The organism is Williamsia sterculiae, from assembly GCF_900156495.1.
In the GTDB taxonomy this organism is placed as follows: domain Bacteria; phylum Actinomycetota; class Actinomycetes; order Mycobacteriales; family Mycobacteriaceae; genus Williamsia_B; species Williamsia_B sterculiae.
This window is the reverse complement of record NZ_FTNT01000005.1, coordinates 1-13482: the sequence shown is the minus strand read 5'-3', so window position 1 is coordinate 13482 and position 13482 is coordinate 1. Positions and strand designations below refer to the sequence as shown.

At 61.7% G+C, this 13482-nt stretch carries 12 protein-coding genes and 3 pseudogenes; 5 read left to right on the top strand and 10 right to left on the bottom strand.

Annotated elements, in window-relative coordinates; all coding sequences use genetic code 11:
• Positions 1-736 precede the first annotated feature (736 nt).
• The 4 genes from BW971_RS21880 to BW971_RS09530 all read right to left on the bottom strand — a co-directional run bounded on the left by BW971_RS21880 (position 737) and on the right by BW971_RS09530 (position 2859).
• The gene (locus BW971_RS21880; protein WP_234974328.1) at positions 737-961 is read right to left on the bottom strand and encodes a hypothetical protein; all 225 of its coding nucleotides are present in this window, start codon (positions 959-961) and stop codon (positions 737-739) included.
• 161 nt (positions 962-1122) lie between these two features.
• Positions 1123-1536 (bottom strand): hypothetical protein, encoded by a 414-nt coding sequence (locus BW971_RS09540; RefSeq protein ID WP_076478965.1) that lies wholly within the window; start codon positions 1534-1536, stop codon positions 1123-1125.
• A gap of 46 nt (positions 1537-1582) precedes the next feature.
• Positions 1583-2077: an MspA family porin gene (locus tag BW971_RS09535; protein WP_234974327.1), complete on the bottom strand. Its 495-nt coding sequence runs from the start codon at positions 2075-2077 to the stop codon at positions 1583-1585.
• Positions 2078-2643: 566 nt separating this feature from the next.
• A complete protein-coding gene (locus BW971_RS09530) occupies positions 2644-2859 on the bottom strand; it encodes a helix-turn-helix domain-containing protein (protein WP_234974326.1) in 216 nt (71 codons plus the stop codon).
• 378 nt (positions 2860-3237) lie between these two features.
• Between BW971_RS09530 and BW971_RS22220 the strand changes: the two are divergent.
• The 3 genes and pseudogenes from BW971_RS22220 to BW971_RS09515 all read left to right on the top strand — a co-directional run.
• Positions 3238-3282, top strand: a pseudogene (locus BW971_RS22220) (hypothetical protein); the annotation flags it as partial.
• 19 nt (positions 3283-3301) lie between these two features.
• The gene (locus BW971_RS21875; protein WP_083709612.1) at positions 3302-3892 is read left to right on the top strand and encodes a hypothetical protein; all 591 of its coding nucleotides are present in this window, start codon (positions 3302-3304) and stop codon (positions 3890-3892) included.
• 1107 nt (positions 3893-4999) lie between these two features.
• A complete protein-coding gene (locus BW971_RS09515; protein WP_143690283.1) occupies positions 5000-5179 on the top strand; it encodes a hypothetical protein in 180 nt (59 codons plus the stop codon).
• 28 nt (positions 5180-5207) lie between these two features.
• Here BW971_RS09515 and BW971_RS09510 read toward each other — a convergent pair whose 3' ends face one another.
• The 3 genes from BW971_RS09510 to BW971_RS09500 form a co-directional block, all read right to left on the bottom strand.
• Positions 5208-5936, bottom strand: coding sequence for a hypothetical protein (locus tag BW971_RS09510; RefSeq protein WP_143690282.1), 729 nt, complete (start codon positions 5934-5936; stop codon positions 5208-5210).
• Positions 5937-5998: 62 nt separating this feature from the next.
• Positions 5999-7120, bottom strand: a complete 1122-nt coding sequence (locus BW971_RS21660) for an SMI1/KNR4 family protein (protein ID WP_200799398.1) — start codon at positions 7118-7120, stop codon at positions 5999-6001.
• 73 nt (positions 7121-7193) lie between these two features.
• A complete protein-coding gene (locus BW971_RS09500) occupies positions 7194-9365 on the bottom strand; it encodes a NucA/NucB deoxyribonuclease domain-containing protein (RefSeq protein WP_234974325.1) in 2172 nt (723 codons plus the stop codon).
• 295 nt (positions 9366-9660) lie between these two features.
• On the opposite strand from BW971_RS09500, the pseudogene BW971_RS09495 reads away from it, so the two are divergent.
• Both BW971_RS09495 and BW971_RS09490 read left to right on the top strand, forming a co-directional pair.
• A pseudogene (locus BW971_RS09495) lies at positions 9661-10650 on the top strand (IS481 family transposase).
• Positions 10651-11074: 424 nt separating this feature from the next.
• Positions 11075-12439 (top strand): Fic family protein, encoded by a 1365-nt coding sequence (locus BW971_RS09490; RefSeq protein ID WP_076478951.1) that lies wholly within the window; start codon positions 11075-11077, stop codon positions 12437-12439.
• Positions 12440-12504: 65 nt separating this feature from the next.
• On the opposite strand, the gene BW971_RS09485 is transcribed toward BW971_RS09490, so the two are convergent.
• The 3 genes and pseudogenes from BW971_RS09485 to BW971_RS21470 all read right to left on the bottom strand — a co-directional run.
• Complete coding sequence (locus BW971_RS09485; protein ID WP_076478949.1) at positions 12505-12774, bottom strand: hypothetical protein; 270 nt, start codon at positions 12772-12774, stop codon at positions 12505-12507.
• A 115-nt stretch (positions 12775-12889) separates the two neighbouring features.
• Complete coding sequence (locus tag BW971_RS09480) at positions 12890-13135, bottom strand: DUF7302 family protein (RefSeq protein ID WP_456119720.1); 246 nt, start codon at positions 13133-13135, stop codon at positions 12890-12892.
• Positions 13136-13140: 5 nt separating this feature from the next.
• A pseudogene (locus tag BW971_RS21470) lies at positions 13141-13482 on the bottom strand (hypothetical protein); the annotation flags it as partial.

Here is a 13482-nt window from a genome sequence, read left to right as displayed (position 1 = left end):
GCTGCCGCTGTCAGCCACATCCCCAACTGCTGATCGCTGAACCCACCAGACGGCGACGCCACCTCGGACTTCTGCGTTGCGCCAGGGCTCTGCGGTCGTTGACCCAATTCGGATGGGGAAGACGGCGGCGTGGAGTCTGGTGGAGATGCCGGTCGCGCGGGCCTCACCCCGCTGCTGGTCGGTGGCAACGTGGGCAGGGCCGGTTGTTGGACTGTTGTCGGTACCCCGGTCTGGGGTGGCACACCAGGGACACCGCCACCACCGTTGGGCGTACCTCCGCCACCTGTGCCACCACCCGAACCGTTGGCGTTACCACTACCACCGGTTCCGGGTGCGGTGACGGTGGGCACCCCTTGGTCGGGAACCGGGACGATGGGTGTGCCATTGCTCTCCCCCGGCCCTGGGCCGATGTTCGACCCAACCTGCGGGCCGCCACTGCCGGTGCTGCCGTTGGCTCCGGTCGTATCGGGGGCGGTGGGTGCGGTCGGGGTGAACGTATTCGTCGGCACGGAAATACACGGGTATCCGGGGCCGAACCGGGCGCGCATCGCGTCACACAAGGCATCAGCATGCGCAGTCGTGGCGGTGATACTCCACGCAGCGATCACCGCTACTCCCACGCCGAGCACGGTAAGCAGCACGGCCATCACCGCAGCAACTGCCGATCGCCACCGCCGGGTGCAAGGGCGTGCTGATGCTGCGGCGGTGTGAGCGGATGCGGCAGAGATGGTGACGGTCATTGGCTGTCGCTGCCCTTGATCACCTTCCCGAGTGCCGCGTCGATTCCGGCCCAGAACCAGCGACCAGCAATGGACATGACGAGGAACAGTCCGAGGAAGACGAGCACACTGCCGTAATCGCGTGTCCACCTGGGTATCCAATGCCCGAGCGCCCACGCACAGAGCACCAGTAGGACGCAGCCGAGAACGAACGACACCCACCGCCATGTGGTCGAGACCATCAACCGTCGACCGCTGTCACCGGCTGGGTTCGGGGCAGCAAAGTCCGCCGTCGGCGCGTCGGTCCGGGCATGGGCAGGTACTGCTGCCGGTGTCGTTGAGCGGGGGGTGGCTGGCGTGCTCATCGTGGTGTCCTGTCAGCGCTCAGATAGTGGGGGCGGACTTAGCGCCAGTACTGTGCAATCACGACTGTCTTGGACGTTCCGGGAGGTGTGACCAAGATGCCGATTCGGCCGTTGGGGTGCGCAGCGGCCTCGTCGACTACCTGCTGGTAGCGGGCATTGATGTAGACACCCTGTCGACCGGGAACATGGTGGCGCGTCGGGTAATACCGCGAGTCCGACTCCACGTGACCGGCGACACGATCGGCAATGCCGGAGGTGTTGAGATAATTTGCGAGCCCACTGCGGGCGGCAGCCACCGTTTCACCGTGGGTCAACCACACACTGAACCCGGTAGACGTGCGCACGATATCGGCAGCCGAAGCGGTACCAGTCCCCGTCACGGCAGCGGTGCCGATACCGGCCGCGATCAGTGCGGCGGTGACTCCGGCGCGGACACGGTTGTTCCGACTCATCCTGGTTTCCTTACTTTTTCGAGTGGGTCATGGGGGTTGGTGGGTCTTAGAGGTAGTGGGGCTGCCCATAAACGTTGACGGTGTCGTCGTTCGTGGGAGTAGAGATCGCAACGGTCACATACGCCCGCAGCACGACAGGACCCAGACACCCGTCGATCCGCAGGTGCACATCCCGGGCGTTGATGGCTCCGGTCGTGGCCGACAGCTTCTTCGTCCCGAACGACACATCAGCGATCGTTCCGGGTCGCAGCACCGACGAAATCGACGGCTGCACACTCGCCCCCAGGCCGAGAGCGGGTGGGTAGGACACGTTCAGCGTGGCATTCGGGCCGCCAGAGATGCCGATGGTGGCACCCGATGTGACGTCGGTATTGCACCCGACCTGGAATCCGCCAGTCACAGTGCCCGCCGACACCGGTGCCCGCCCCGCACCACCAATCGTTCCGGCTGCACGGAGCGAGACAAACCCTTCGCGGGTCCACGGACTTTGGTTCAACGGTCGCACCGAATGCACCACTTCGCGGGCTTTGGTCGCGGTCACCTGCCACCCATCATCCGTCGTGCGAGTCACGGAGTGATCAGCAAACGTGTTTGGCGTCGGTGCCGCGTTACCGGCAGCCGTGCCGAACCCAAGCAGACCTGCCACACCCACGGATACACCTGCAAGCCCCACCGACACCCGAGACAACCTGCGCACCGACACATACCTCCACCACATAGGGCTCAATTGTCCGAATTCGGAGAAATTCGAGCGTATAAGCGACGTTATACGAGGCGAATATTGACACGGTGCTTTGCTGACGACAAGTCGATAGTCACAGGCGTCAAGACGACGGACCGTGGTCCGGATAAGACTGCGCTGGTCAAGCGTGCAATTCGCAGGAAACGAAGGTCGCAACCCTGGCGTGTTGTGACCGAATCGTTACGGTCTGCTGAGTTCGAACGTGCCTCGCAAGGCCAACGGAGGTGTCCTCGCCCTCCCGTCTTGCTAGTCCGATCGAGGCACGTCGCTGACGTTCAAGTCCTGCACCAGTGGCCGGCAGTTGACGGTGTTGAACGCTAACGCGGGCTCCGCCGCCTCATGCGCCCAGGGACGGCGGATTCCTGTCAGTCGGGCAAGAAGTCACCTAGCTCCAAAAACAACGCGCGGCTATCAATGCTGAGCCGATCAACGAGCTTGACCACGTTCTCCAGCCTCGGCATGCGATGACCATTCTCAATCTTCTGGTAGGTCGTCACGCTGATACCCGTCATCACCGACGCTGCTTCCTGCGTCAAGATCCAGCTCCTCGCGGCGAGCGCATACTCGCCTGCCGAACTCACGCGCGAGATCATCGAGGTAGGTGTCGTCATGGTTGGCTGGCATGGACAGCTCAGCTCACCCAAACCCGGCGAAAACAACCGTCGGGCGCTATCTCGTCCGCTGAAAGTGTTCTTACACCTGCCCTCCGACAGGGCTCCATCGGCGCGGAGTTGAACTATTCCGATTACGTTTGTTTTGTTAGTCACTAATCCATACTTTGCGGGCATCGTCATCTACCGTAAGGCCTATCGCGAAGGCGTTACGGGGCGCTTGTCCCTATAGAGACATGGCTCAAAGTGCAGGACGTGCTCCACGCTCACAATTCAGCGGGTGAACGCGATTGCATCCATAACAATTATCTTCGCGGCAGTATCTGGTGCGGGCGCTGCGGCTCACGCATGGTGTTCTCCCAGAACAAGGGGCGTGGCGGCACCTACACCTACTACTTCTGCCTACTTCTGCATGGGCAAGAAAGACAAGGCTGCCCCTTGCCCTCGCGGCTACGTACGGCTCGACGCAATCGAGGCAGGCATCAGCCGGTTCTACGCGCGGCTGGCGCTCACGGAAGACGAAGTGGAGCAGATCCGCGCAGCCATTCACGTCGAGCTGGCCGACCGGCAAGCCCAAGCCGAATGGGACAAGACGACCGCCAGCAAAGCAATCGCCCGTCTAGAGCACCAGCGAGAAGAGCTGCTCGCTGCTCACTACGGTGCCATCCCCCTCCCACTTCTCAAAACGGACATGGCGCGCATAACCAATGAACTCATGGCAGCCGAAAAGTCACTGGCCGCCACCGCAAGAGCCACGACAGATATCCAGCAACTCGACGACAATGCCCTCCAGCTTGCCGCCCACTGCACCCAGCTCTACGACTCTGGCACCCCCCACGGAACGTCGCCTGCTCAACCAGGCTTCTTCACGAGGATCTACCTCGAGGAAGACGGCCTCGTCGCCAGTGCTGAACTCCAGGAGCCGTTCGTCCACCTACTGGCACAGCACGAGACAACACAGATCATCGCGGCGGCGACCGAGGCACCTCGCTCCGCCAGATGATCCACACCGACGCCCCTCACACAGACCAGCAGCTCAGTCGTGGTGAACGCTACTACCGCGACCAGCATCACCGGCCTGGCAGTATGTTGGTCAGCGTTACAGAGGCGCACAACAAGACCCCGCGATCGCTGACGCTTGTGCGGGGTTCGAATAAGACGCTTTTGGCGGAAGGAACGTCATGGTATTCAAACCTCACTCGCGAGACGGAGCATCTCCTACAGCATCGACATGACCTGAACGAGCCACCTCAGGCCTAGCTCGTAAGTTCAGCGGCCAGAGTTGTCGGTCTTTTTCTCGGTCAACATCAGCATCCGTGCACCAGCGTCGAGGCAATTCTAATCGAGAACCGATTCAGCTCTCGCTTTGTCAGGAAAATCCACTGCCTGGCAGCAAGGTCAGCCCATCTCATAAGATCCGGCACGTCAATCGACGGAGACTCTCTATGCGGTCGGGCCAGTGTCTACGAGGATCGCGCCGCCTCGACGGAGTCGTCTGGCGTACTCGGGATCGGCCAGCAGTCGTCGCATTGCATGATCTACCAACACCTGCACCGGAGTCCCGGTTCGTGCGGAATGCATCCGAATTTCTCTGATCAGGGGTTTCTCTAGTCGAGTGCTGAACGTATGGAGGCGATCTGTCTGACTCATATGGCACCCATCTCCCGACCCAAATGTGTGGGACCAGATGCTCGTGCAATGCCTGCGCTTAACGGCCCCGGTTCCCTTGATACCGTAACCGTACATATTCTCACAGCGACCTGTCAGCCAAACGCAGGCGACTGGCTATGTGAGCATCTGCTCACCGGAGAGGTACTGGCCCGCAATGTATATCGCCCCTAACAACCGTAAATGCGCGACTATCCTAGCTTGTCTTGGTGTGCTTGGTGCAGCGGTTGTCGGGTGTGATAGTGGCGGCTCACGGACGGTGACCGACGACGAACGGCGAGACATTTCGTCCGCTTTGTCCGAGTATGTGCGGATGGAGAATGTGGGCGATTACGACGGAATGGAGCAAGCGACGTGCCTAGAGAATCGGCCATTCTTCAATCGGGTTAACCGCAGCATGGGATGGGTACGCACCGATGTGTCATCTATCGGCAGGATCACGGTGGATCGTGATGTCGCCACCGTTGATGTCGAAGGTCGTCGGATCTTCATCCGACCCGACGGCACTGAGGCCCCGTCGTCGGTCACCTACCCGGAGTCGCCGATGTACTTCCGACACGAGGGTGGTGCGTGGCGGTACTGCGCGAAGATCGGTACGTGGACCCGAGAACAAGGTCGCTGATCTGTCGGCGGCACCGCCACGCAAACGCCTATGACACCGTGAACGTACCGACCACCGTGGTCCCGTCTCGATCGACCACCGAGATCGATCGGTGTCCTGCTCGATGTGCGGCCGCGGCGGCGGGTGACGATGGTGTCTCACCCACCAGGTCGGTTTTGCGCACGAACCCTTGCTTGCCGTCGGTGGTGAAGGCCGCGATCAGATCGGGTTGGGCGTCATCGGTCCGTGCTGTCTCTGCTGTCCCGAACGATTGCCCGCGGGTGTTGCGGCCGGTCTCGACAGCTCCGGTGGTGGTTCGAGCGGTGGCGGCTGCGGGTGCGGTGAAGTTCAGTGGGTCGGTGGGGAACGTCAGGAAGTCGCCGTACTCGGTCCCCGTCCAGTACTTGACGAACCCGTGGCTGTTGTAGGACCCGGAGCCGCAGTTGCCGTAGGTGTTGGTGCTGATTTGGTTGGCGGGTCCGACGTTGTATTGGTAGTCGGTGATCTGACACAACACACCGGACTTGAACAGACGCGCCTGCACACCCATGTACCCGCTGGCCACGGAGTTCCCGAACCCGGTGTAGATACGCGAGGACGCCTCCAACGGAGCGTTGTTGATCGTCGATGTCGTCAGGTACACCTGGTTGTTCGCCCCCGGTGGTGTGGGCCCCACCCAGCCCACCTTGGTTTGCGCCGAGGCGTCCCCCGCGCCCAGTGCGCCGGCGACGGCCACCGCTGCGACGGCGACCCCGATCCTGGTCGAAACACCACGCATCTTCATCATCATTTCCTTTGTTCGGTGGGAACTTGTGCCGATCCGTGTGATGACACGGAGTCTCAGGGGTGGAACTGCCATCGCAGGGCCCCGGTGTCCACGGTGGGTGACCACCCGGTGAAGGTGCGTTGTTGGCCGATTGCGTCGATCAGTTCGTCGATGAATGCGGGCAGGCTCGCCCAGGTGGGGGTGTCGTCGTCGGCGTCGACCTTGTCGAACAGCCGTAGTTGCTGGGCGTGGTCACCGGGGCGGCAGTCGACGACCAGTGCGGTGCCGTCGCGTTCGGCGATGGGCACGTAGTCGGGGATGAAGGTGTACGCCGGGGTGCCGGCGGTCTCGGGGTAGGTGGTGACCTCACCGATATCCCACGCCTCGAGGAGTAGACGACGGGTGGCCAGGGCTTCGTCGACGCGCAGCACGTCGAATCCGGGGATGAGTCCGTCCCAGCGGGGCTCGTCGAGCCCGCTGAGGATGGCGAACCAGTTCACCAGCTGTGGCGACATGCTGACCACCGAACGTGGAGCATCAGGTTCGACGGTCTCGGCGACCTCGGTGCTTATGTCCCAGGTGCGTTCTTCGATCAGGTTCAGGTTGTAGGCCGGGTTGGTGGTGACACCGACCTCGCGCAGCGTCGACTGAAGTCGCGGCCAGATCTCGGCGAAACTTAGATCTGGGCCGTGGTGTATAGACTGCGGTGGTGTGGGCAGGGTGGCCGGTTGATACCGGAGAACCTTACGGGGGGACGGCCCATCGGCGGGCCAAATATCAATACGCACCTCGGTGACCGGTGCGTCCGTCCGCCGGTAGCGACAGCAGGCGCGGATCATGTTCCACCCCGACGGGATAGCGGCGAACACCGCCCGGACGTCCGGGTCAGTGCCCGACCATCCGGACGCCGCGCTCAACGCCGGTGGTAGGTCACCGAACTCGGCGGACGCTTGCTCAACGATGTCCCAGTCGGTGCTCTCAATCGGCGGAGGGGTGGTGTAGCTACCGACCTCGACCTCGACGTGGTCCGCCGCACGTGCCACGTTGACCGTCACCCGAGGGAACTGGGACTCCTCGACCCCGAACGCCAGTATGTCGCCCGGGTTGGCAAGGAAGCGGCGGAACCGCTCTCTGTTTTCGCCCGCGTACGCGATCAAGCCGTCGTCACCGCCAAGATCCCATGGGGGTTCGGGCATCGACGTGATCTGGAGTGATACTGGCCTGTGCAGGGACGCATGTGCTGTCGGCATGGTGGTCAGGGTAGGTCGGTCACGGTTGCGGACGAACCCGGAACGCGTCACCGTCGATGACCCGGGCCTTGGTGTAGAACCAGGATTGCAACGACCCGGCACGCGAGTTCTGGCTAGCCGGAATCAAACATGCGCTGTAACCGGCGCCACGGTTGGGTGGTGAGACGTCCGCCAGGCTGGTCAGACCGGTATCTCTGATCCCGCAGAACGGTGTAAACGTGCGGCCCACGCCGGCGCCGACACCGTTACCACCACCCTCGAATGTCGAGGCCATCGGGTATTCGTCGCAGGACCGCCCACCCGTGCGCGGCCCGGTGACTCCCCCGCAGGTGATGTTGCGGCGCTTATTGATCTCGGACTGATCGATTTTCCGTGTGAGGACGGTGCCGTCACCAGCATTGTTGGCGGCTCCAGGTATCCCGGACTGCTGGGCCAAGGTGACGTGTCGTCGGTAGTCGTCGATGTTAGGTGTGCTGCTGATGTCCCACACAGGGATCTCATCGCCGATCACGCAACCGGTTGTGTTGCGCATCTTCTGTGCGGCGTCACAGCGCACCCGAGCCGCCTGCACCGGGCCTGCGTACGGAACCGAGTTCACGGAGGTGATGGTCAGGTTGTTGATCACCTGTGCGAACAACACCGCCCCGGCAGCGGGTGCGCTCGTGTACTCCTGTTGGACACGAAGCAAGTGGTTCGGCTCTGCCACGGTGGAGTCCTGACCTGAACCGTCGCAGTTACCGCTGCCCTCCACGATCCTGCATGTTTGGTTCACGGTCATGACGGCGCCGTTCGCTTGGCCGGTTACGGAGCCGACTTCGAAGAGGTACAGCGTCGACCACTTTGTTTGGTTCCACGTCGGTACGACGCGGGCGTATTCGTAACCGTTGATCTCGCCGATCTCTTTGAGGTCGCGGTCTCTGAGCGTGAACGTGACACGCGAGCTCTGGTAGCACGCGTCTTGACGATTGCCCATCCACACATCCCGGCGATCACCGTTGGTGCACAAGGGATCGGTTCCATCGAGCTCACCCGCGACGCGCCTCTGCAACCTCGGTTGGGCCGGTGGCGCGGACTTGTCCACGGTGCGGCACCACGTTGCTCCACTCGCCACTGCCTGTGGTGATGACGTGGTCGACGGTTGTGCTGAGGACGGGGCTGCCGATGACGGCGGGGTGGGCGTCTCGGTCGGGACCGTGGCGGCAGGCGGGTTGGTGTCCGACTGCTCACGTTGCGGGTCACTCGGCACGGTGGTTTCTGACGCCGCCGATGAGCTGCCTGGTGCGGTTCGGGTACGGGGCGTCTGGGATGTGGGCTGGGTAGACGTCACCGGTGCCGGAGGCGTGGAAGATGCTGGTGCAGGCGTAGTCGTCGAGGTGGGGGTCGATGCCACCGAACAGTCAGCGATGGACTGAGCGGACCTGCTGGTCGACCGCGGCCCCGATCCGGGAGTCAGTGTGGGCAGCTGCTGGGCTGCGACCACACCACCGCCACGACCATCGGTTCCACACGCCGCCGCAGCACCACAGTCTGGAGCCGCATCGGTGCCGTCCTCGTCACCGGCCCAGTCCTCGGGGAAACCACCCGGGTGGTACACAATCTGACCACCCTGAAAGTCTTGGCGTCTACCACCCTGGTAGTCGTATTCGTCACCAGTCGGAAAACCGTAAGACCCGTTTTCCCAATCGTTTGCTGCCCACGTCTGGTAAATCTCACCGGTCACAGCATGCGCACCCGTGGCCGAAGACCAATAAATTGAACCGTTCTCAAAAGCGTTGAAACGACCCGGCTTGCGGGTAGCAGTCTCGCGAGTAGTGGGATACCCCAGAAATCCCCGTTCGTAACCGAAGCTGCCCCACTTGGTCCGGATGTCACCACCGATCTGCCTACCCTTGTTCCCGCCAGTGCGCGTGGGATGCCAGTAGATCGAGGACTGCTTCTGGAAATCCTGAAACTTGCCGCCGTCTAGCGCATCTCGCTCGTTGAACAGCGGGTTGCCAAAGAACGCAGCCCCACCGACCTGGTCGTACTCGACGCGAATCGCGCCGACCACATCGTAGGCGTTGGCCGGGATAGCGATCGATAGGACAGTCGCGATCGTGGCTACGACCACTATTGCTCCGCGCCGCACATACGAGTGAATTCGCTTGTTCACGTTGTCACGCTTCTTTCTTCGGGCACGGTTCTGCGACACAGCAGCAACGACATTCAGTGAGAGGTGGAGCTGTGGAACTGCCCTTGGGCAGAATCCGAGTATCGCAAAGCGCTCTTTAACCCACAATGTATTTAGCGAATGAAAGTATGATTACATGTAAGAATGTCAGCAAGTTTCGGATCGGTGGCCTGACCGTCTCGTTGCGGGTCTAGGTGTACTAACCCGGGTCGTTGGTCGAGTGGGTGTGACTCGTCGGTGTGAGTGATGACGTGGGAGGGCCTCCTGGGGTGGGGTGGAACTGCCTAGGTATCCACTCGCCCCTCAGGAGGCCCTCGTGTCCCACGCTAACGCTGCTCTGACCCCTCGTGCCCGGTTACGGGTTGCTCTGCTCGTCGTCGACCAGCACGTACCCTTCTGCGAGGTCGCGGCGGCCCGGTTTCAGTATTCATGGCCGACGGTGACCCGGTGGGCGCGGCGCGACGCCGCTGGAGAGCCGATAACTGACCGCACCTCGCGCCCGCACACGATGCCCGCCAAGACTGATGGGGCGACCACACGTCGGATTGTGTCGCTGCGCCTGGGTAAACGGATCGGACCGGTACAGCTGGCCGCGGCGACCGGGGTCGCGCCGGCGACGGCGCATCGAGTGCTCACGCGATGCCGACTCAATCGACTCTCCCATGTTGATCGGGCGACCGGTGAACCGGTCCGCCGCTACGAACACGATCGCCCTGGGGCGATGCTGCATGTCGATGTCAAGAAGTTCGGCAACATCACCGACGGCGGCGGGTGGCGATTCGTCGGACGCGCCCAGGGAATGCGTAACCGTGCCGCGACTGCGAACAAAACGAAGAGCAAACACCGCAACCCGAAGATGGGACATGCGTTCGCACAGCGTGATCGACGACCACTCCCGGATTGCTTACGCCGAAGTCCACGACGACGAAACCGCCGTCACCGCAACCGCAGTACTCACCCGCGCGGTGGCATGGCTCGCTGAACGCGGTATCACCGCCGAGCGGGTCCTCTCCGACAACGGCTCGCCCTACATCTCACACCTGTGGCGCGACACCTGCGCCGAGCTGTCGATCCGCCACCAACGAACCAGACCCCGCCGACCCCAGACCAACGGCAAGGTCGAACGCTTCCACCGCACCCTGGCTGACGGCTGGGGATACGCCCCGCGCCTATACCTCTCCAAGCCGAACGCCGTGCCGCTCTGACCGGCTGGATCCACGAATACAATCACCACCGACCCCACGCCGCCTGCAGGGACAAGCCACCCATCACACGCGTGACCAACCTGCCAGGTCAGTACACCTAGACCGGCCGACTGTTCGGCGCCCAGGCGGATGGGCAGATGTGGCAAAACCCTTGGCGGATGTCAAGATCAGTCACACTCCCCGCGGAAGCGGAGGGATTTGAACCCTAATCGGCGTTGCTGGTCAGGCTCCAAAACGTGCCTTGAGCTGGCATTAAGGGTGACTCTGCATCACGCCAGATCATCCAAGATCGTGGGCAGGTGTGGGCAGATCGTGGGCAGGAGTAGGTAATAGAAGATGGCTCCAGCGCGGTTTGGTCGCGCGGTCATACGCAACCCTGGGTCGACCATGTGTTCGATATTGCGTGGCACCTACGCCCAACCTAAGTCAAAGAAGCCTTGGTTTTGACTTACGCCTGGTGACGTCTCAGACTGGGTTAAGTCAAAGCGCAACCATTTTTGACATAGATTGGACTTAGAGGCCCCGATGCACAAGCCCGCCCCTCCGCCGGACTACCGCCAGATCGTGGAAAATCCACAGGGTTTCTTCAACGCCTGGTCAAAAATCCCAGTTCGAAGCGACTACCTCCCTTGGGACAAACTGCGGTACAAGGCGAAGCCTGACGACGTCACGTACGAGGAGCTCTGGGCTGTTGAGAAGGTCAGGCGAAGCACACTCCAGCGTGAGCTTCCGCTGCGTATGCTCGACGGAACCCGCTTCACCTACGCCAGGCCTGATCACGTTCAACGAGCGCTCGATGAGATCAACCAGCGAGCATCTGGCCAGATCGCGGCACCAGAAGCAGTGGTCAATCCACATACGCGAGACAAGTATGTCATCCAGTCCTTGATCGAGGAAGCAATCAGCTCCAGTCAGCTCGAGGGTGCTTCAACAAGCCGACGTGACGCCAAGCGAATGATTAACTACGGGACCAAGCCCAAAAATCGCAGCGAGCAGATGATCCTCAACAATTACAGAGCTATGCTGCGAGTTCGTGAAGTTCTCGATCAACCCCTGACACCCGAACTCATATTCGAACTACACAGGATTGTTACCGAAGGCACGCTGGACAACCCTGCGGGCGCCGGCAAGATGCAAGCGAATCCAGACCCCGCCGACCGGGTCGGTATTTGGGACGAGAATGACGAACTTTTGCATCGTCCACCTCCCGTTCGCGAACTACCGGATCGGATTCAGCAACTTTGCGATTTTGCAAACCAGGAGTCGGATTCTGACCCGTACGTTCCAGACGTTGTTCGCGCAGTCGCCGTGCACTTTATGATGGGGTATGACCACTATTTTGAAGACGGAAACGGAAGAACGGCGAGGGTCCTCTTCTACTGGTGCATGCTCAAGCGAGGGTATTGGCTAACTGAACATTTACCAATTTCCCGAATTCTGAAAGAGGCTCCGTCTCAATATGCGAATGCCTACCTGCTGACCGAGCAGGACGCCGGTGACATGACCTATTTTCTTGTGTATCAACTGAAAGTGATCTGCAGAGCGCTGGACGACCTCGACAAATACCTAACCAGGAAGGCACAAGAGCTAGAACGCGCGAGAAGATTCATGACGAAGCGGCCTGGGTCGTTTAACCACAGGCAACTTGAACTTCTGGAGTCCGCTACTCGCGATTCGTCGAATGTCTATACAGCGGAATCGCACATGAATTACCACGCCGTCTCGAAGCAAACGGCGCGCAACGATCTCTACGATCTGGAGAACCGCGGACTGCTGGAGAGAACAAAACAGGGCCGTGAGTTTCTGTGGTTTCCAGTTGCCGATCTAATCGACAAACTTGAACGTCCTGTCGCCGCTTCATTCGACACAGATCCAACGCTGTCCGGTTAACTTCAGCCCTCTATCTGTCCCTGACTTGCGGACCGGGCACCGGTCGGCAAAGTTCCGCCGACCGGTCAACTGCCGCCCGTCGACTCCCCTGACTTGCGGAACCGGGAGGGATCGAACGGGAGCACCTTCGGGTCCGGCACCGGCGACTTCGCGTCTCTCAGCGCCCGCAACCGGACGATCTCAGCCTTCACACGCTCAAGCTGACCGTTCATGTTCCCCCGCAACTGCGGCGTCGACTCGAACGTCTCCGCCAACAACCGGTAACGGATCTCAGCCTCGGCGAGCTCATCACCCGCGGCCATCGCCGCGTTCAGGGTGGCGTAGTTGCTGCGCATCCGTCACCTTCCGGGTCCGAGGGGGGTAGGGGGGGTCACACCCACATCGGCGTATGCCGTGAGGGGCCGCGTGGGCGGGGGTCGAGGGGACCCTGGGCAGGGGGTGTCGTGGTGATCAGACCGGGGTGTCCCATAGTGGTCCGGCTTCTTGTTTGAGGGCGGCGGCGATGGACGTCGGTCCTTGGGTGGTGCGTTTCCGTTTCCGGCCTGCCGTCGTTGCTGACGGTTGGGCATCGGGTGGTGTGGGTGGTGGTTGTTCGGCGTCGGGTACTGCCTTGTAGGTGCCGTCGGCGATGAGGCGTTGTGCTTTGTCGTCGGGGACGGTGATCTGGACAGCGGTGTGGGTGTGGCGCAGTCGCATGGTGGTCACCCCTTGTAGGCGAGTGTGATGGGCGCTGAGGTGCTGAGTCCGGGGACCATGTAGTGCATGAGTGCCATCATTCCGTTGTTCTCGTATTGCCCGATCTGGGTGAGGTCGTCGAGCGCGGATGCGGCGGATGGGTTGCGTGACCGGTAGTCGTTGGTGATGGCGGTCCAGTTGTGGGTCAGGGCTTGGGCGAGGATGGCTTGGGCGAGGACCTTGTCGTCTGACCGGAGTGCGTTGGTGTACGCGGTCTGTGCGTCGTCGGGGTCGAGGATGCGGGTGGCTCGGTCTTGTGCGTCGCGGTACGAGACGACGTCGCTGCTGGTGCCGGCGTTGATCCCGAA

Coding starts and splice junctions, on each gene's coding strand:
- BW971_RS09485 (WP_076478949.1), bottom strand. CDS start 12,774: ATGCGCAGCAACTACGCCACCCTGAACGCGGCGATGGCCGCGGGTGAT.
- BW971_RS21880 (WP_234974328.1), bottom strand. CDS start 961: ATGGTCTCGACCACATGGCGGTGGGTGTCGTTCGTTCTCGGCTGCGTC.
- BW971_RS21875 (WP_083709612.1), top strand. CDS start 3,302: ATGGGCAAGAAAGACAAGGCTGCCCCTTGCCCTCGCGGCTACGTACGG.
- BW971_RS09480 (WP_456119720.1), bottom strand. CDS start 13,135: ATGCGACTGCGCCACACCCACACCGCTGTCCAGATCACCGTCCCCGAC.
- BW971_RS09490 (WP_076478951.1), top strand. CDS start 11,075: ATGCACAAGCCCGCCCCTCCGCCGGACTACCGCCAGATCGTGGAAAAT.
- BW971_RS09510 (WP_143690282.1), bottom strand. CDS start 5,936: ATGCGTGGTGTTTCGACCAGGATCGGGGTCGCCGTCGCAGCGGTGGCC.
- BW971_RS21660 (WP_200799398.1), bottom strand. CDS start 7,120: ATGCCCGAACCCCCATGGGATCTTGGCGGTGACGACGGCTTGATCGCG.
- BW971_RS09540 (WP_076478965.1), bottom strand. CDS start 1,536: ATGAGTCGGAACAACCGTGTCCGCGCCGGAGTCACCGCCGCACTGATC.